Source organism: Klenkia sp. AC732 (assembly GCF_979256525.1).
The window spans coordinates 1-17,650 of record NZ_CEEDOS010000021.1 but is presented as its reverse complement, the minus strand read 5'-3'; the positions used below and the strand labels follow the sequence as shown (position 1 = coordinate 17,650).

The 17,650-nt window shown below is 75.2% G+C and carries 18 protein-coding genes; 13 read left to right on the top strand and 5 right to left on the bottom strand.

Features of this window, described 5'->3' with window-relative positions:
* Positions 1-27 precede the first annotated feature (27 nt).
* The 7 genes from alr to tsaD are packed head-to-tail and all read left to right on the top strand — an operon-like array spanning position 28 to position 6,095.
* Positions 28-1,167 (top strand): alanine racemase, encoded by a 1,140-nt coding sequence (gene alr / locus AC0IVP_RS11760; RefSeq protein WP_471756743.1) that lies wholly within the window; start codon positions 28-30, stop codon positions 1,165-1,167.
* The gene (locus AC0IVP_RS11755; protein ID WP_471756741.1) at positions 1,164-2,393 is read left to right on the top strand and encodes an alpha/beta fold hydrolase; all 1,230 of its coding nucleotides are present in this window, start codon (positions 1,164-1,166) and stop codon (positions 2,391-2,393) included. The genes alr and AC0IVP_RS11755 overlap by 4 nt, the downstream gene beginning before the upstream one ends.
* A complete protein-coding gene (locus AC0IVP_RS11750) occupies positions 2,390-3,004 on the top strand; it encodes a uracil-DNA glycosylase (RefSeq protein ID WP_471756739.1) in 615 nt (204 codons plus the stop codon). Before AC0IVP_RS11755 ends, AC0IVP_RS11750 begins: the two co-directional genes overlap by 4 nt.
* Positions 3,001-3,990, top strand: a complete 990-nt coding sequence (gene tsaE, locus AC0IVP_RS11745; protein WP_082556469.1) for a tRNA (adenosine(37)-N6)-threonylcarbamoyltransferase complex ATPase subunit type 1 TsaE — start codon at positions 3,001-3,003, stop codon at positions 3,988-3,990. Before AC0IVP_RS11750 ends, tsaE begins: the two co-directional genes overlap by 4 nt.
* Positions 3,991-4,001: 11 nt before the next feature.
* Positions 4,002-4,628 (top strand): tRNA (adenosine(37)-N6)-threonylcarbamoyltransferase complex dimerization subunit type 1 TsaB, encoded by a 627-nt coding sequence (gene tsaB, locus AC0IVP_RS11740; protein ID WP_471756737.1) that lies wholly within the window; start codon positions 4,002-4,004, stop codon positions 4,626-4,628.
* Positions 4,625-5,062, top strand: coding sequence for a ribosomal protein S18-alanine N-acetyltransferase (gene rimI, locus AC0IVP_RS11735; RefSeq protein WP_235564378.1), 438 nt, complete (start codon positions 4,625-4,627; stop codon positions 5,060-5,062). The genes tsaB and rimI overlap by 4 nt, the downstream gene beginning before the upstream one ends.
* Complete coding sequence (gene tsaD, locus AC0IVP_RS11730) at positions 5,055-6,095, top strand: tRNA (adenosine(37)-N6)-threonylcarbamoyltransferase complex transferase subunit TsaD (RefSeq protein ID WP_471756735.1); 1,041 nt, start codon at positions 5,055-5,057, stop codon at positions 6,093-6,095. Before rimI ends, tsaD begins: the two co-directional genes overlap by 8 nt.
* Here the strand turns inward: tsaD and AC0IVP_RS11725 are convergent.
* Positions 6,076-7,311 (bottom strand): class I SAM-dependent methyltransferase, encoded by a 1,236-nt coding sequence (locus AC0IVP_RS11725; protein ID WP_471756733.1) that lies wholly within the window; start codon positions 7,309-7,311, stop codon positions 6,076-6,078. The genes tsaD and AC0IVP_RS11725 overlap by 20 nt on opposite strands.
* Positions 7,312-7,508: 197 nt before the next feature.
* Between AC0IVP_RS11725 and groES the strand changes: the two genes are divergently transcribed.
* Together groES and groL are read left to right on the top strand one after the other, a co-directional pair.
* Positions 7,509-7,817: a co-chaperone GroES gene (groES, locus tag AC0IVP_RS11720; protein WP_055764705.1), complete on the top strand. Its 309-nt coding sequence runs from the start codon at positions 7,509-7,511 to the stop codon at positions 7,815-7,817.
* Between the two features lie 174 nt (positions 7,818-7,991).
* Complete coding sequence (gene groL, locus AC0IVP_RS11715) at positions 7,992-9,635, top strand: chaperonin GroEL (RefSeq protein ID WP_056289079.1); 1,644 nt, start codon at positions 7,992-7,994, stop codon at positions 9,633-9,635.
* A 180-nt stretch (positions 9,636-9,815) separates the two neighbouring features.
* On the opposite strand, the gene AC0IVP_RS11710 is transcribed toward groL, so the two are convergent.
* Positions 9,816-10,115 (bottom strand): WhiB family transcriptional regulator, encoded by a 300-nt coding sequence (locus AC0IVP_RS11710; RefSeq protein ID WP_056289076.1) that lies wholly within the window; start codon positions 10,113-10,115, stop codon positions 9,816-9,818.
* 440 nt (positions 10,116-10,555) lie between these two features.
* Here AC0IVP_RS11710 and AC0IVP_RS11705 point away from each other — a divergent pair, with 440 nt between their 5' ends.
* Positions 10,556-11,317: a LuxR family transcriptional regulator gene (locus tag AC0IVP_RS11705; protein WP_056289073.1), complete on the top strand. Its 762-nt coding sequence runs from the start codon at positions 10,556-10,558 to the stop codon at positions 11,315-11,317.
* Position 11,318: 1 nt separating this feature from the next.
* Here AC0IVP_RS11705 and AC0IVP_RS11700 read toward each other — a convergent pair whose 3' ends face one another.
* Positions 11,319-11,717: a DUF5319 family protein gene (locus AC0IVP_RS11700; RefSeq protein WP_056289070.1), complete on the bottom strand. Its 399-nt coding sequence runs from the start codon at positions 11,715-11,717 to the stop codon at positions 11,319-11,321.
* Positions 11,718-11,853: 136 nt separating this feature from the next.
* Here AC0IVP_RS11700 and guaB point away from each other — a divergent pair, with 136 nt between their 5' ends.
* The 3 genes from guaB (at position 11,854) to guaA (ending at position 16,111) form a co-directional block, all read left to right on the top strand.
* Entirely contained in the window at positions 11,854-13,362 is a 1,509-nt protein-coding gene (gene guaB / locus AC0IVP_RS11695; protein ID WP_056289067.1) for an IMP dehydrogenase, read from the top strand.
* A 62-nt stretch (positions 13,363-13,424) separates the two neighbouring features.
* Entirely contained in the window at positions 13,425-14,546 is a 1,122-nt protein-coding gene (locus tag AC0IVP_RS11690; protein ID WP_056289064.1) for a GuaB3 family IMP dehydrogenase-related protein, read from the top strand.
* Positions 14,547-14,548: 2 nt separating this feature from the next.
* Positions 14,549-16,111, top strand: coding sequence for a glutamine-hydrolyzing GMP synthase (gene guaA, locus AC0IVP_RS11685; RefSeq protein WP_056289061.1), 1,563 nt, complete (start codon positions 14,549-14,551; stop codon positions 16,109-16,111).
* Between the two features lie 140 nt (positions 16,112-16,251).
* Here guaA and AC0IVP_RS11680 read toward each other — a convergent pair whose 3' ends face one another.
* Together AC0IVP_RS11680 and AC0IVP_RS11675 are read right to left on the bottom strand one after the other, a co-directional pair.
* The gene (locus tag AC0IVP_RS11680; RefSeq protein WP_471756731.1) at positions 16,252-16,692 is read right to left on the bottom strand and encodes a phage holin family protein; all 441 of its coding nucleotides are present in this window, start codon (positions 16,690-16,692) and stop codon (positions 16,252-16,254) included.
* 64 nt (positions 16,693-16,756) lie between these two features.
* The coding region (locus tag AC0IVP_RS11675; protein ID WP_471756729.1) for a PspC domain-containing protein at positions 16,757-17,650 on the bottom strand (894 nt) is incomplete at its 5' end.

Sequence of the window (17,650 nt, the reverse complement as noted above, 5' to 3'; positions counted from 1 at the left end):
GCGGAGGGTGCTGGGACACTGGGCGACGTGAGCGAGCACAGCAGGGCCGAGGTCGTGGTCGACCTGGACACGATCGCGGCCAACGCCGCCGCCCTGCGCGAGCGGGCCGGCCGGCCGTTGATGGCCGTGGTCAAGGCCGACGGGTACGGCCACGGGCTGGTGCCCGCGGCGCGGGCCGCGCTGGCCGGCGGCGCCGACGCCCTCGGGGTCACCGTGCTGGAAGAGGCGCTGGCGTTGCGGGCGGCCGGGGTCACCGCCCCGGTGCTGTCCTGGCAGCACGGCCCGGGCGAGGACTACGCCGCCGGGCTCGCCGCCGACGTCGAGCTGTCGGTCAACGCCGAGTGGGCGCTCGCCGAGGTCGTCGACGCGGCGCGGGCCACCGGCCGCACCGCCCGGGTGCAGCTCTTCGTCGACACCGGGCTGTCCCGCGAGGGCGCCACCGGGGCCGACTGGCCGGGTCTGGTCGCGGCCGCCGCCCGGGCGCAGGCCGAGGGCGAGGTCGTCGTCGTCGGGTTGTGGAGCCACCTGGCGTACGCCGACGCCCCGACGCACCCGACGATCGCCGCCCAGGTCGCGGTCTTCGAGGAGGCCACCGCGCTGGCCCGGGCCGCCGGGCTCACCGAGGCCCGCCGGCACCTGGCCAACTCCGCGGCCACGATCGCGCTGCCGCACACCTGGTACGACACCGTCCGCCCCGGCGTCGCCGTCTACGGGCTGGACCCGCTGGAGGGCGACCCCGCGCAGTACGGCTTGCGGCCGGCGATGACCGTGCGCGCCCGGGTCGCGCTGACCAAGCGGGTGCCGGCCGGCACCGGGGTCTCCTACGGCCACACCCACCACACCGCCGCGGACACCACGCTCGCGCTGGTCCCCGTCGGCTACGCCGACGGCGTGCCGCGGGCGGGGGGCAACACCGCCCGGGTGCTGGCCGCGGGCTCCCAGCGCACCATCGCCGGCCGGGTCTGCATGGACCAGTTCGTGCTCGACGTCGGCGACGACGAGGTGGCCCCCGGCGACGAGGTGGTGCTCTGGGGTCCCGGCGACCGCGGCGAGCCGACCGCGCAGGACTGGGCGACGGCGCTGGGCACCATCCACTACGAGCTGGTCACCCGGGTCGGCGGGCGCTTCACCCGCACGTACACCGGCACGGCCGGGGTGCCGGCGTGAGCGCCCGGCCGCCGCACCGGCGCCCGGCGCCCATCCCGGTGCCGCACCCCACGCCCCGCACCGTCGGCATCCTGGGCGGGGTCGTCGGGCTGGCCGCTGCCGGTGCCGCGGTCGGTGTCGCCGTCACCCGTGCGGCCGGACGACGGGTCGCGGCCGCCCAGCTCGGTCCGGCCGCCGAGCGTGCCGAGCTGCCCGCCGCGGTCGACCCCACCGACCGCCCGGCGGCGGTGCAGCGGGAGGACGACCCGCTCGGCGCGGGCAGCCGCGCGCCCGACCGGACGGCGCTGGTGCAGACCACCGACGGCGTGCTGCTGTCGGTGGAGGAGATCGGCCCGGGCGACGCGCCGCTGACCGTGGTCTTCGTGCACGGGTACTCGCTGTCGATGGCCTCCTGGACCTTCCAGCGCCGCGACCTCGCCGCCACCCTGGCCACCGGGAACGGGCACCGGCCCGACGCCCGGCTGGTGTTCTACGACCAGCGCGGGCACGGCTCCTCGGGCCGCGGGGCCGCCGACCACTCCACCATCGAGCAGCTCGCCGAGGACCTGGCCAGCGTGCTGGACGCCCGGGTCCCGCGCGGGCCGGTGGTGCTGCTGGGCCACTCGATGGGCGGCATGACCGTGCTCTCCCTGGCCGCCCACCGGCCCGAGCTGTTCGGCCCCCGGGTCGTCGGCGTCGGGCTGCTGTCCACGTCCAGCGGGGGGCTCGCCGACCTGGACCTCGGGCTGCCGCACGTGCTCACCCGGGTCCGCACCGCGGTCTTCCCGATCGCGGCGTACACGATGCGCCACCGCCCGCAGTGGGCCGAGCGCACCCGCCGGATCGCCCGCGACCTGGTCTCGGCCGCGGTCAAGGCGCTGTCCTTCGCCGGGGACGACGTCGACCCCGCGCTGGTGCGCTACGTGGACGCGATGATCGCCGGCACCCCGGTCGACGTCATCGCCGAGTTCTACCCGGCCATCGCCGGCCTGGACGCCGACGCCGCCCTGGAGCCGCTGACCCGCATCCCGGTCCTGGTGCTCACCGGCGACGAGGACAAGATGATCCCGCGCGGGCACAGCGACCGGATCGTGGCCCGGATGGAGCAGCTGGGCGCGGGCCCCGAGGAGTACGTCGTCGTCCCGGTCGCCGGGCACCTGGTGCCCCTGGAGCGTCCCGCCGAGGTCACCGCGGCGATCACCCGGCTGCTGCGCCGGGTCGGCGCCGGACAGCGGGCGTCCCGGTGAGGGCCCCGGACCCGGTCGCGCTCGAGCTGACCGAGCGCGCCGCCGTCATGGACTGGCCGACGCTGGCCGCCGCCGCCTCGACCTGCACCGCCTGCCCGGAGCTGGCCGCCGCCCGGCAGCACGTGGTGGTCGGCGACGTCCCGGTCTCGGGTCGGCCGCGGCTGGTGATCATCGGCGAGGCCCCCGGCGCGACCGAGGACGAGACCGGCCGGCCGTTCGTGGGACGGAGCGGGGCCCTGCTGGACCAGCTGCTGGGCGAGGCCGGCCTGGACCGGGCCGAGACCGCGGTGCTCAACGTGGTCAAGTGCCGTCCCCCGGGCAACCGGACGCCGAAGAGCCCCGAGGTGGCACGGTGCAGCGGCTGGCTGCGCCGCCAGCTGGACCTGCTCGACCCGCCCGCGGTCCTCGCGCTGGGGCTGTCCTCGGCGAAGTGGTTCCTGGGGCCGGGGACGGTGCTGGGGCAGGCGCGTGGCCGCGCGCACGAGGTCGACGGCCGCCGGGTGTGGGTGACCTACCACCCCAGCGCGGCCATCCGGTTCGGCCCGCGTGGGGCCCCCCGGGCCGCGCTGGTCGAGGACCTGGCGACGATCGCCGCCGAGGTCGGCCGGTGAGGCGGGTGCTGGCCACCCCTGCCGACACCCGCGCGTTCGGCGTCGAGCTCGCCGGGCTGCTGCGGGCCGGGGACCTGGTGCTGCTGTCCGGACCGCTGGGTGCCGGGAAGACCGCGCTCACCCAGGGCATCGGTGCGGGTCTGGGCGTGCCCGGCCCGGTCACCTCCCCGACGTTCGTGCTGGCCCGGGTGCACCGCGGCGGGCGGCTGCCGCTGGTGCACGTGGACGCCTACCGGCTCGGCTCGGTCGCCGACGTCGACGACCTGGACCTGGACGCCTCCGCCGAGGAGGCGGTCACCGTCGTCGAGTGGGGCCACGGGCTGGTCGAGCAGCTCGCCGACGAGCACCTCGTCGTGCAGCTCGACCGGGCCGACGACGACGTCCGGACCGCGGTGCTGGTGCCGCACGGCCCGTCCTGGACCGCCCGGCTCGCCGCCGCCGACCCGCGCCCGCGCCGCTCCCGCGCCACCGTGCGGGTGCTGCTGCTGGCCCGCGGTGACGACGGCGAGGAGCGGGTCCTGCTGTTCCGGGACAGCGACACCGGCCTGGACCCGCAGGACCCGGCGGCCAGCTGGTGGATGACGCCCGGCGGCGGCATCGAGGACGGCGAGGACGAGGTCACCGCGGTGGTCCGCGAGGTCGCCGAGGAGACCGGGCTGGTCGTGGACCGGGCCGACGTGGCCGGCCCGCTGGCCCGACGGCAGGTGGTGCACGGCTACAGCGACGTGCTGGTCGACCAGGCCGACGCCTTCCACGTCGTCCGGGTGCCGGCGTTCGCGGTGTCCACCGTGGGCTTCACCGAGGACGAGCAGCGCACCGTCCTGGGGCACCGCTGGTGGACCCGTGCTGAGCTCGCGGACGCCACCGAGCCGGTCTGGCCGGCGCTGCTGCCGGAGCTGTGGGACCTGGCCGGCACCCCCGGGGCCTGGCCACGCGAGCTGCCCGACGTCGAGGAGTCCTCCGTCCCGGCCCCGGCCGCCGACTAGCCTTCTCCGTCGTGCTCACCCTGGCGATCGACACCGCTACCCCGACCCTGGTGGTCGGCGTCGGCGAGCCGGGCCCCGGTGGCCGGGTGCTGGCCGAGGCCGCCGAGGCCTCGGGCACCCGGCACGCCGAGCTGCTGAGCCCCACCGTCACCGCCGTCCTCGCCCGGGCCGGGGTCACCCTGGCCGACGTCGGGGCGCTGGTCGTCGGGCTGGGCCCGGGCCCCTACACCGGCCTGCGGGTCGGGATCGTGACCGCCGCGGCGCTCGGGGACGCCCGCGGGCTGCCGGTGCACGGCGTGTGCTCGCTGGACGCGGTCGGCTCCGGTGCCCGGGTCGTCGTCACCGACGCCCGGCGCAAGGAGGTGCACTGGCGCGCCTACGACGCCGACGGCGCACCGCTCACCGGGCCCTCCGTCGGCCGGCCCGAGGACGTCGAGCTGCCCGACCTGCCGGTCGTGGGCGACGTCCGGTTCGCCGAGCGGCTCGGGCGCGACGTCACCCCGGCCGACGTGGACACCGCGGGGCTGCTGCGCACGGCCGCGCCGCTGCTGGCACACCCGGCGGCGCCGCTGGTGCCGCTGTACCTGCGCCGCCCCGACGCGGTGCCCAACGTCGTCCGCAAGCCGGTGACCCGGTGATCGAGCTGCGCGCGATGACCCGGGAGGACCTCACCGCCGTCATGCGGCTGGAGGAGGAGCTCTTCGCCCCCGACACCTGGACCCGGGCGATGTACCTGGAGGAGCTGTCGATGACCGACACCCGCAGCTACACCGTGGCCGTCGACGGCGAGGAGCTGGTCGGCTACGCCGGGCTCATCGCCTACCCCGACGAGGCCCACGTCGCCACGATCGGGGTCACCGGTGCACGCCAGGGCCAGGGGATCGGCGGCCGGCTGCTGGACGCGCTGCTGGCCGAGGCCGACACCCGCAGCCCGGTGGTGCTGCTGGAGGTCCGGGCCACCGACGAGGCCACCCAGGGCCTCTACGCCCGGCGCGGGTTCGTGCCCATCGGGGTGCGCCCGGGCTACTACCCCAACAGCGGCGAGGACGCGGTGGTGATGAAGCGTGGTTGACAGCCGGCCGCTGGTGCTCGGCTTCGAGACCAGCTGCGACGAGACCGGCATCGGCCTGGTCCGGGGCCAGACCCTGCTCTCGGACGCGCTGGCCACGTCCATGGCCGAGCACGAGCGCTTCGGCGGGGTCATCCCCGAGATCGCCTCCCGGGCACACCTGGAGGCCATGGTCCCCACCGTGCACGCGGCGCTCGCCGAGGCCGGCGTCGGGTTCGCCGACGTCGACGCGGTGGCCGTCACCAGCGGCCCGGGGCTCACCGGCGCGCTGCTGGTCGGCGTCGCCGCGGCCAAGGCGTACGCGCTGGCCCTCGACGTGCCGCTGTACGGGGTCAACCACCTGGCCGCGCACGTCGCCGTCGACGAGCTGGAACACGGGCGCCTCGCCGAGCCCAGCATCGCGATGCTGGTGTCGGGCGGGCACAGCTCGCTGCTGCTGGTGCCCGACCTGGCCCAGGACGTGCAGCCCCTGGGCCAGACCGTCGACGACGCCGCGGGGGAGGCCTTCGACAAGGTCGCCCGGGTGCTGGGCCTGCCCTTCCCGGGCGGTCCGCCCATCGACCGGGCCGCCCGCGACGGCGACCCCCGGTCCATCGCGTTCCCGCGCGGGCTCACCGGCCCCCGGGACGCCCCCTACGACTTCTCGTTCTCCGGCCTGAAGACGGCGGTGGCGCGCTGGGTCGAGGCCCGGGAGCGGGCCGGGGAGCCGGTGCCGGTGGCCGACGTCGCCGCGGCGTTCCAGGAGGCCGTCGTGGACGTGCTGACCGCCAAGGCGGTCCGCTCCTGCCGGGACCACGGGGTCGACCACCTGGTGATCGGCGGGGGAGTGGCGGCCAACAGCCGACTGCGCGCGCTGGCCCAGGAGCGCTGCGACGCCGCGGGCATCGTGCTGCGGGTGCCCAGCCCCCGGTTGTGCACCGACAACGGCGCGATGGTCGCGGCGCTGGGCTCGCGGCTGGTCGAGGCCGGGGTGGCGCCCTCGGCGCCGGACCTGGGCGCGGACAGCTCCCTGCAGGTCACGACGGTCTCGGTCTGAGGGGCTCGCACAGCAGCACGGTCGGGACGTCGAGCACCCGGGTGACGACGACGACCGCGTGCCCCTCGCCCTTGCCGCGCAGCTGCTTGACCAGCGCCTCCGGCTCGACCGCGGAGCCGCGCTTCTTCACCGTCACGCTGCCGATGCCGCGCTCGCGCAGCAGCGCCTTGACCCGCTTGACGGCGAAGGGCAGCACGTCGGTGACCCGGTAGGAGCTGACCCACGGGGAGTCGGCCGGGGCGTCGGAGGTCAGGTAGGCGATCTGCTCGTCGACGAGCGTGGCCCCGAGCTGCGCGGCGACGGTGGCGACCAGCCCGGACCGGATGACGGCGGGGTCGGGCTCGTGCAGCCACTCCCTGGGGGCCGCGACCGGTGCCCGGCCGGGGTCGGCGTCGGCGGTGAGCTCGTGCCGGACGCCGGCGCGCAGCAGGGTGGCCCGCCGCCAGGTCTGCGACGGGCCGTGGCCCCACAACAGCGCCTCGACGATCGACCCGCCCACCGACACCCACTCGGCCTCGATCCCGGCCGGCACCCGGTCGTGGTCCAGTCCGGGCGCCACCTTCACCACGCTGGCCGGCACGCGCTCCAGCAGCGCGGTGACCGTCGACCAGGGCGGGGACCAGCCGTCGGGGTCCAGCACCCGGCGACCGCCGGCCCGCCGCGCGGGGTCCAGCACGGCGGCCTCGCACCCGGCGACCCGCCCGTCGGCGGCGTCCGCGACCAGGTCGACCACGTCGGCGTCGGTGACGGTGACCCCGCCCAGGCCCAGCGCCGCGGTGTTGAGCGCCGTCAGCTCGCGGGCCACCGGGTCCCGGTCGACGGCGGTCACCCGGGCGCCGGCCCGGGCCAGCGCGACGGTGTCGGTGCCCGAGGCGCACCCCAGGTCGGCGACCGAGGTGGCACCGCCGGCCAGCAGCCGGGTGGCCCGGCGGGCGGCCAGCTCCGGGCGGCCGGCCTGTTCCAGGGTGTCCCCGGTGAACAGCAGCCGGTCGGTGTCGGCGCCGAACGCGGGCCGTGCCCTCTCCCGCTGGCGGGCCACGCCCCAGGCGGGGCCACCGACCTCGGGGCCGAACTCCGCGCGCAACCGGGACAGCGCGGTGACCACGTCGGTGCGGGCGGCCAGCAGCTCGCCGGCCCGGGCCAGTGCGGCCGCCCCCGCGGGCGTCGCCAGGGCCCGGAGCTGACGGAGCGTCTCGGCGGTCTGGTCCTCTGCCACCCCGACAGCCTCGCCCACCGGCCGGGCCCGGCTCCGACCGGTGTTGGCGGCTGGCACTCGGATGGGTAGAGTGCCAATCGACACGGGTCGTGCCTGACCCCCGCGACGGCAGGTGCGTCGACCCCGTGCCACAGCATCAGCTCGACCAGCACCACCCCATCACGCCCTGCTCGACGAACTGAAGGGGGAGTCACGACGTGACCACCGCCACCAAGGTCAGCATCAAGCCGCTCGAGGACCGTGTCGTGGTCCAGGCCAACGAGGCCGAGACCACCACCGCCTCCGGTCTGGTCATCCCGGACACCGCCAAGGAGAAGCCCCAGGAGGGCACCGTCATCGCCGTGGGCCCCGGCCGCATCGACGACAACGGCAACCGCGTCCCCCTGGACGTCAACGTGGGCGACGTCGTCGTCTACTCGAAGTACGGCGGCACCGAGGTGCGCTACGCCGGCGAGGACTACCTCGTGCTCTCCGCCCGCGACCTGCTGGCCGTCGTCGTCAAGTGAGCTGAGCCCCCCGGGGCACAGCACCACCGCGACACCCAGCACCACGCGCGCAGCACTCCCGCGAGCAGCACCACCGCGAGCCGCACCACCGACCGCCCCGGGCGACCCGAGCACCACCGGGTCCCGGGGCGGTCTGCGTGACCCCCCAAGCCACCCCCCGATCGAGAGGTCCCCATGCCCAAGATCATCCGGTTCGACGAGGACGCCCGTCGCGGCCTCGAGCGCGGCGTCGACAAGCTGGCCGACGCCGTCCGCGTGACCCTCGGCCCCCGCGGCCGCAACGTGGTCATCGACAAGAAGTTCGGTGCCCCCACCATCACCAACGACGGCGTGACCATCGCCCGTGAGGTCGACCTCGAGGACCCCTTCGAGAACCTCGGCGCGCAGCTGGCCAAGAACGTCGCCACCAAGACCAACGACGTCGCCGGTGACGGCACCACCACCGCGACCGTGCTGGCCCAGGCCCTCGTGCACGAGGGCCTGCGCAACGTCGCCGCCGGCGCCAACCCCACGGCCCTGGGCCGCGGCATCCACGCCGCCGTCGCCGCCGTGCAGGCCGCCCTGGACGCCGTCGCCATCCCCGTCGACGACCGCCGCGCCATCTCCGGTGTCGCCACCATCTCCGCCCAGGACGCCGTCATCGGCGACCTGATCGGCGAGGCCATGGAGAAGGTCGGCAAGGACGGCGTCATCACCGTCGAGGAGTCCAACACCCTGGACACCGAGCTGGTCGTCACCGAGGGCCTGGCCTTCGACAAGGGCTACCTGTCCCCGTACTTCGTCACCGACCAGGAGTCCATGGAGGCCGTCCTCGACGACGCCCTGCTGCTCCTGGTGGCCGGCAAGGTCAGCTCGCTGCCCGACCTGCTCCCGCTGCTGGAGAAGGTGCTGGGCTCGGGCGCCCGCCCGCTGCTCATCGTGGCCGAGGACGTCGAGGGGGAGGCGCTGTCGACCCTGGTCGTCAACTCCATCCGCAAGACCATCAAGGTCGTCGCGGTGAAGTCCCCGTTCTTCGGTGACCGCCGCAAGGCCTTCATGCAGGACCTCGCCATCGTCACCGGCGGCCAGGTCGTCAGCGAGGACGTCGGCCTCAAGCTCTCCGAGGTCGGCCTCGAGGTGCTGGGCACCGCCCGCCGGATCACCGTCACCAAGGACGACACCGTCCTGGTCGACGGTGGCGGCCAGCCCACCGCCGTCTCCGACCGGGTCGCCCAGATCCGCCGCGAGATCGAGGACACCGACTCCGACTGGGACCGCGAGAAGCTGCAGGAGCGGCTGGCCAAGCTGGCCGGCGGCATCGGCGTCATCCGCGTCGGGGCGGCGACCGAGGTCGAGATGAAGGAGAAGAAGCACCGCATCGAGGACGCGATCGCCGCGACCCGCGCCGCGGTCGAGGAGGGCGTCGTCCCCGGTGGTGGCTCCGCGCTGGTGCACGCCGCCACCGCCGTCGACGCGCTGACCCTGGAGGGCGACGAGCTCACCGGTGCCCGGTCGGTCCGCAAGGCGCTGGACGCCCCGCTGACCCAGATCGCCTCCAACGCCGGCTTCGAGGGTGCGGTCGTCGTCGGCCGGGTCCGCGAGCTGGGCGTCGGCAACGGCTTCAACGCCGCCACCGGCGTCTACGGCGACCTCGCGGCCGAGGGCGTCATCGACCCGGTCAAGGTCACCAAGGCAGCCCTGGGCCACGCGGCCTCGATCGCCGCGATGATCCTGACGACCGACTCCGCGGTCGTCGAGGCGCCCGAGGACAGCCACGAGCACGCCGGCGGTGGGCACCACACCCACGGCCACGGCGGCGGGCACGGGCACAGCCACTGAAGAAGGACCCCCTCGCCCCCCGGGGTGCACGCTCCGCGCGCACCCCGGGGCCCTGCGAGGGGGCCGTTCCAGCACGTCACCAAGAACGCCGAGAGGGCCGGTCGACCATCCGTGGTCGACCGGCCCTCTGGGGGTTCGTGGGGGACCCGTGGGTCCCGGGGTGGTGCGGGGGAGCGGAGCTCAGACGCCCGCGGCGACGGGGGCGGGCTCGGCGGCGATGAGCCGGGTGCGCTCCTCCTCGCTCATGCCCCCCCAGACGCCGTAGGGCTCGCGGACGGAGAGGGCGTGCTTGAGGCAGGCCTCGACGACCGGGCAGGTGCCGCAGACGGCCTTGGCGGCGGCCTGGCGACGGGCGCGGGCCGGGCCGCGCTCACCGTCGGGGTGGAAGAACAGCGACGTGGACTCACCACGGCAGGCGCCGTGCAGTTGCCAGTCCCAGACCTCGGCGACGGGCGTGGGCAGGCGGCGGATGTCGGCCATGGGGGGTCCTCCTCAACTCGGTCGGCCGGGGGTGCTGCCCGGCCGCAACCCGGGTATGTCCCACGTTGATCACCCGCAAACGCACCAGACCCGGTCTTTCTGTTGCGGGCACCCCGGGTGTGTGCGATGACCGCCCACCGGACCCGCCGTCGGTCGCACCTGGTAGGCGCCCCACCAGCGCGGGCCCACCATCCGTGTCGGTCTCACCCCGCTGAGTGACATCCCCTGTCCTCGCCCGGTCGAGTGGATCAAGGTGGTGTCCGGCCCTGCCGACCACCTGGGTGGGCGACACCGCGACACCCCGCCGGACACGTGCGGGTGGTCCCGGGGCGCCGCCGTCCGGGACCCCCCGGTCGGTGCGGCCACGGTCGGGCGACACCCGGCCACCGGCACCCCGCCGGCCCACCCCCGGGTGGCCGGTGCATCGACGGAGGTACTCAGTGATCGAGGACAGGACCCGGACCGGCGTCAACGGCGGGGCGGCAGCGCCCTCCTCGGGCGGATCGGTCGTGTGGGTGTTCGACGAACGCCGCCGCGTCCGCGACGACGTCGCCTCCCGGCTGGTCGCCCTGCCCTTCGTGGGCCGGGTGGAGGCCGTCGGCGACCCCGCCTCGCTGCTGGCCCGACTGGCCACCCGCCAGCCCGACGTGCTGCTGGTCGGCACCCAGCGGGCCACCGACAACGGCCTCGCCGTCGCCACCCAGGTGCTGCGCTCCCACCCGGGCCTGTCGGTGCTGGTGCTGGGCGCCCCCGACGACGCCGAGACCGTCCGCGCCGCCGTCGCCTTCGGGGCACGCGGCTACCTGCGCTGGGACGCCTCGCCCGTGGAGATGGGCCTGGGCGTCTCCCGGGCCGGACTGCGCGCCGAGCCCCTGCGCCCCCCGCACGCCGGCCCGTTGTCCACCGTGGGCGCCTCCTCGGCGCCGGCCTCCTGGTCGGGTTCCAGCGCGCTCGCCGGCGCCGGCCCCACCACCGTCCGGGCCGCGGTCCGGGTCGACGTCCCCGCGGTCTCGTTGTCGGTCCGGGAGATGCAGGTGCTCACCGGCATGAGCCAGGGCAAGTCCAACGCCCAGATCGGCCGCGAGCTCTACCTGTCCGAGGACACCATCAAGACCCACGCGCGCCGGCTGTTCCGCAAGCTCGGCGCCAAGGACCGCGCCGAGGCCGTCGCCACCGGCTTCCGCCGGGGGATGATGAGCTGAGTCAGTCCTCGCGGGCGTGCCGGCCCGGCGTGCGGCCCTCGCGGGGCTCCTCGGCCTCGGCGCGGGCGGCCACGCCGTCGGCGTACCCGCTGGCGTAGTCCCAGCTGACGTAGTCGTCGGGGTCGGGGTCGAAGGGCGGCTCGTGCCGGCCGGTCTGACCCTCGTCCAGCAGCTGCCGCAGGTTGGCCTGCATCAGCGCCCAGTCGACGTGGTGCTCCTCGTCGCAGTCCGGGCAGTCCACGACGATGCCCTTGACCCCGGTGGGCTCCAGCAGCGTGCGGAAGACCTCCAGCTCCGCCAGGTCGTCGAGGACCCCGGCGCGCTCCTCCATCGTCAGCGGGGGAGGGGCCGGTGAGTCACCGGCGCCGTCGGTCCCGAACGCGTCGTCCCACGAGGTCACGGGGTCAGCGTAGGCGGCCTGGGGGTGTGACGGGCCTGGCAGCCTACGATCGGGGGCGGTCCTCGCGCGCCGACCCCGGCGCTCCACCGTCGGGCGCCCCCGGCGCCGCACCACTACACGAGAGGTGGCGGCACGCATGCAGCCCGAAGCCACGGTCCCCGAGCTCCCGGCCAAGTTCGCCCCGCTGGGCCTGACCTACGACGACGTGCTGCTCGTCCCGGGGGCCTCCGACGTCGTCCCCGCCGAGGTCGACACGTCCTCGCGGCTGACCACCGGCATCCGGCTGTCCATCCCGCTCGTCTCCAGCGCCATGGACACCGTCACCGAGGCCCGGATGGCCATCGCCATGGCCCGGGCCGGTGGCGTGGGCATCCTGCACCGCAACCTGGCCGCCGAGGAGCAGGCCGGCCAGGTCGACCTGGTCAAGCGCTCGGAGTCCGGGATGATCACCAACCCGGTGACCTGCTCCCCGGACAACACCCTCGCCGAGGTCGACGCCCTCTCGGGCCGCTACCGCATCTCCGGGGCCCCCGTGGTCGACGCCGACGGCGTGCTCGTCGGCATGGTCACCAACCGGGACATGCGCTTCGAGACCGACCAGCACCGCCTGGTCCGCGACGTGATGACCCCGTTGCCGCTGGTCACCGCCCCCGTCGGGGTCGACGGCGAGACCGCCCTGGGCCTGCTGCGCCAGCACAAGATCGAGAAGCTGCCGCTGATCGACGAGGCCGGCCGGCTGCGCGGGCTGATCACCGTCAAGGACTTCGTCAAGCGCGACCAGTACCCCCACTCCACCAAGGACGCCGACGCCCGGCTCGTCGTGGGGGCCGCCCTGGGCGTGGGCGAGGACGCCTACAAGCGCGCCGGCCTGCTCGTGGACGCCGGTGTCGACCTGCTCGTCGTCGACACCGCCCACGGCCACCAGCGCGCGGTGCTGGAGATGGTCGCCCGGGTCAAGAAGGACTTCGGCGTCCAGGTCGTCGGCGGCAACGTCGCGACCCGGGCCGGGGCGCAGGCCCTGGTCGACGCGGGTGTGGACGGCGTGAAGGTCGGCGTCGGCCCGGGCTCGATCTGCACCACCCGCGTGGTCGCCGGCGTCGGCGTCCCGCAGGTCACCGCGGTCTACGAGGCCTCGCTGGCCTGCCGCCCGGCCGGCATCCCGGTCATCGCCGACGGCGGCCTGCAGTACTCCGGTGACATCGCCAAGGCCCTGGTGGCCGGTGCCGACACCGTGATGCTGGGGAGCCTGTTCGCCGGCGTCGAGGAGGCCCCGGGCGACCTGGTCTTCATGAACGGCAAGCAGTACAAGTCCTACCGCGGCATGGGCTCCCTGGGGGCCATGCAGAAGCGCGGTGGCGGCCAGTCCTTCAGCCGGGACCGCTACTTCGCCGACGACGTCCTCTCCGACGACAAGCTCGTCCCCGAGGGCATCGAGGGCCAGGTGCCCTACCGCGGCCTGCTGTCCGGTGTGGCCCACCAGCTCGTCGGCGGGCTCCGCGCGGCCATGGGCTACGCGGGTGCCGCGACCGTGGCCGAGCTGCAGGAGAAGGGCCAGCTGACCCGGATCACCGCGGCCGGCCTCACCGAGAGCCACCCGCACGACATCCAGATGACCGTCGAGGCCCCGAACTACCGGGCCCGATGAGCCGCTCGACCCGCCCCACCCCGCCCGCCCCCCAGAACCGGACCCGGTGACCCCCTGTGCCTGTGCGTGACAACGTCGAGATCGGGCTGAACCGCTTCGCCCGCCGTGGCTACGACCTCGACGAGGTCTCCATCGTCCCCAGCCGCCGCACCCGGGACGTCGACGACGTCTCGACGGCCTGGCAGATCGACGCCTTCCGCTTCGAGATCCCGCTGGTCGCCAGCGCCTCGGACGCCGTCATGAGCCCGGCCACCGCGGTCGGGGTCGGGCGGGCCGGCGGGCTGGGCGTGCTCAACGCCGAGGGCCTGTGGACCCGCTACGACGACCCGACCGACGTCTACCGCCAGCTGCGCGAGGCGGCGGCGTCGGGGACGTCGTCGGTGGCGCTGCTGCAGCAGCTCTACAGCGAGCCGGTGAAGCCGGACCTGGTCACCTCCCGGGTCAAGGAGCTGCGCGACTCCGGGGTGACCTCCGCGGTGCGGATCAGCCCGCAGCACACCGAGGCGCTGGCGCCCGCGGTGCTGGCCGGCGGGGTCGACCTGCTGGTCATCCAGGGCACGATCGTCTCCGCCGAGCACGTCACCACCACCGGTGACTCGCTCAACCTCAAGGAGTTCATCGCCGACCTCGACGTCCCGGTGATCGTCGGCGGGGCCGCGGACTACCAGACCACGCTGCACCTGATGCGCACCGGCGCCGCCGGCGTCATCGTCGGCATCGGTGCGGACTCGGCCTCCACCGGTGACGCCGTCATGGGCGTGCGGGTGCCGCTGGCCACCGCCATCGCCGACGCCGCCGCGGCCCGCCGGGACTACCTGGACGAGACCGGTGGCCGCTACGTGCACGTCATCGCCAACGGCCGGATCGAGACCTCCGGCGCCATCGCGCGGGCCCTGGCCTGCGGTGCGGACGCCGTGCAGCTGGGCGAGCCGCTGCGCTCGGCCGCCGAGGCCCCGGCCGGCGGTGCCTGGTGGGACTCGGTCGCGGCGCACCCGCGGCTGCCGCGCGGCGAGGTGTCCGCGCCGGTGACGGCGACCGTGCCGCTGGAGCAGGTGCTCCACGGCCCGGCGCTGGACTCCGACGGCCGCACCAACCTGTTCGGCGCGCTGGCCCGCACCATGGCCAAGACCGGCTACCGGGACCTCAAGGAGTTCCAGCGGGTCGACCTGGTCATCGGGGGCTGAGCATGGACTTCCCCACGGTGCTCGTCGTCGACTTCGGCGCGCAGTACGCCCAGCTCATCGCCCGCCGGATCCGTGAGGCCGGGGTGTACTCCGAGCTGGTCGGCTCCGACGTCCCGGTCGCGGAGGTGCTGGCCCGCAAGCCGGCCGCCATCGTGCTGTCCGGCGGCCCGTCGTCGGTCTACGCCGACGGTGCCCCGCAGGTCGACCCGGCGCTCTTCGAGGCCGGAGTCCCGGCGTTCGGCATCTGCTACGGCTTCCAGGCCATGGCCCAGTCCCTCGGCGGCACCGTCGCGCACACCGGCGACCGGGAGTACGGCGGCACCCCGCTGACCGTCACCACCGCCAACCGGCTGTTCGGGGAGACCCCGCTGGAGCAGTCGGTGTGGATGAGCCACGGGGACGCCGTCTCGGCGGCCCCGCCCGGGTTCACCGTCACCGCCACCTCCACCGGTGCCCCCGTCGCGGCCTTCGAGGACGTCGACCGCAAGCTCGCCGGCGTCCAGTTCCACCCCGAGGTCCGGCACACCGCGCACGGGCAGACCGTCCTCGAGCACTTCCTGTTCGACATCGCCGGCCTGGAGAAGACCTGGACGATGGCCAACGTCGTCGAGGAGCAGGTCGAGGCGATCCGCGCCCAGATCGGCGACAAGCGCGCCCTGTGCGCACTGTCGGGCGGCGTGGACTCCGCGGTGGCCGCGGCCCTCGTGCAGCGCGCCATCGGGGACCGGCTGACCTGCGTCTACGTCGACCACGGGCTGATGCGCGAGGGCGAGACCGAGCAGATCGAGCGGGACTTCGTCGCCATCACCGGGGTCGACCTGCGGGTGGTCGACGCCCGCGAGCAGTTCCTCGGCGCGCTCGCCGGGATCAGCGACCCCGAGCAGAAGCGCAAGACCATCGGTCGGGAGTTCATCCGGGTCTTCGAGCAGGCCGCCACCGACGTCGTCGCCGACGCCTCGGCGCACGGCGAGACCGTGGACTTCCTGGTGCAGGGCACGCTCTACCCCGACGTCGTGGAGTCCGGCGGCGGCACCGGCACCGCGAACATCAAGAGCCACCACAACGTGGGCGGGCTCCCCGAGGACCTGCAGTTCTCCCTGGTGGAGCCGCTGCGCACGCTGTTCAAGGACGAGGTCCGCGAGGTCGGCGTCCAGCTCGGGCTGCCCGAGTCGATGGTCTGGCGCCAGCCCTTCCCGGGTCCCGGGCTGGGCATCCGGATCGTCGGTGAGGTGACCGCGGAGCGGCTGGACGTCCTGCGCAAGGCCGACGCCATCGCCCGGGCCGAGCTGTCCGCGGCCGGGTTGGACCGGGAGATCTGGCAGTGCCCCGTGGTGCTGCTCGCCGACGTCCGCTCCGTCGGTGTGCAGGGCGACGGCCGCACCTACGGCCACCCGGTCGTGCTGCGCCCGGTCTCCAGCGAGGACGCGATGACCGCGGACTGGACCCGGCTGCCCTACGACGTGCTGGCGAGGATCTCGACCCGGATCACCAACGAGGTGGCCGAGGTCAACCGGGTGGTGCTGGACGTGACCAGCAAGCCCCCGGGCACCATCGAGTGGGAGTGAGTTGAAGGACCCGGCTGCCCCCCAGGACGCGCTCCGCACGCCCTGGGCCCCTGCAGCCGGGCCGTTCCAGCCCGCCGCCTCGTGACCCTGCAGCCGTCCTCCCTCCGCAGCGCGGGGGGAGGACGGCTGTGTCCGGGGGGTCAGCGGCGGAGGCGGCGGAGCTCGGTGACCAGCAGGACGGCGCCGATCGCGACCAGCACCGCGGCCACCAGGCCGCCGCCGAACACCCAGCCCGGCAGCGACGTCCCGATCAGCCCGAGGACGGCGATCAGCACGAAGAGCGCACCGGCGACCAGGGCGACGACGTCGGGGGACCGGCGTCCGCGTGCGGTGGCCGTGACCTCGGGTGCCCCGGGCAGCACCGCCGTGTCGTGCCAGCCGGCGTACTGCGGCTGCGGGATCCCGGTGGGGTGCTCGGGAGCGGGGTGCCCGAGGCCGGGCTGCCCGGGGCCGGACCGCTCCGTGGTGGGCTGCCCGTACGTCGGTGCCTCGTAGGTCGGCAGCTCGTAGGTCGGCAGCTCGGTGGTGGGGTGCTCGGTGGTGGGGTGCTCGGTGGTGGGGTGCTCGGCGGTGGGGTGCACGGCGGTCTCCTGAGGATCGGCGGGGTGGTCCTGCGGGGGGACGGCGGTCGGCCGGTCGGCCGGGTCAGCTACGGGACACCGTCACGTCGCCGATGCCGGCCTCGACGGTGAGCACGATCTCAGGGGTGTCGTCGCCGGTCCACGGCTGCGACCCACGGCCGGCGTAGGTGCCGCCGCTGGAGCTCCGGCCGAAGACGTCGGCGTCACCCAGCCCGTTGGAGACGGTGACCTCGACGTCGGCCGAGGTGGGCAGCACCACGTCGACGTCACCGACACCGGCGTCGACCCGGGTGCGGATCGGGCCGTCCAGGTCGCTGAGGTCGATCGCGCTCAGGTCCAGGGTGTAGTCCCCGACCCCGGACTGGTAGCGGTCCTGGACGTCGTCGACGGTCAGCGGGGTCTCGACGCGGTCGCCCACCCCGCCGCGGCCGGCGTCGGACCGGAAGCCGCCGTCGGTGGCCGAGCTGACCAGCAGGGAGAAGGACAGCAGCACGCCCAGGGCGATGAGCGGCCCGCGGGCACTGCGGCCGGAGACGAACGCCCCGACGCCCAGGCCGACGCCGACGACGATCAGCGCGGCCGCCAGGAACGGCGTCGCGTCGGGCGACCAGGCCGTCGTGCGGGCGACCAGGGCCATGATCCCCACGACGATGAGGAGCACCGCCACGGTGATGCCCGGGACGGGTGAGCGCGGCTCGGGCGGTCCGGTCTCCACCCGCACCGGGGCCACACCGTCGGTGTCGCGGCGGCGCGGCATGAGCACCCACAGCAGCAGGTACACCAGCACGCCGGTGCCGCCGGCGAAGACCAGCGCGATGAACCCGACCCGCCACAGCAGCGCGTCGATGCCGGTGTACTCGGCCAGCCCGCCGCTGACGCCGCCGAGCACCTTGTCGGTGCGGCTGCGACGGAGCGGGGGCCGCAGCCCGTCCGCGCCGGGCGGCGGCCCCCGCTCCGT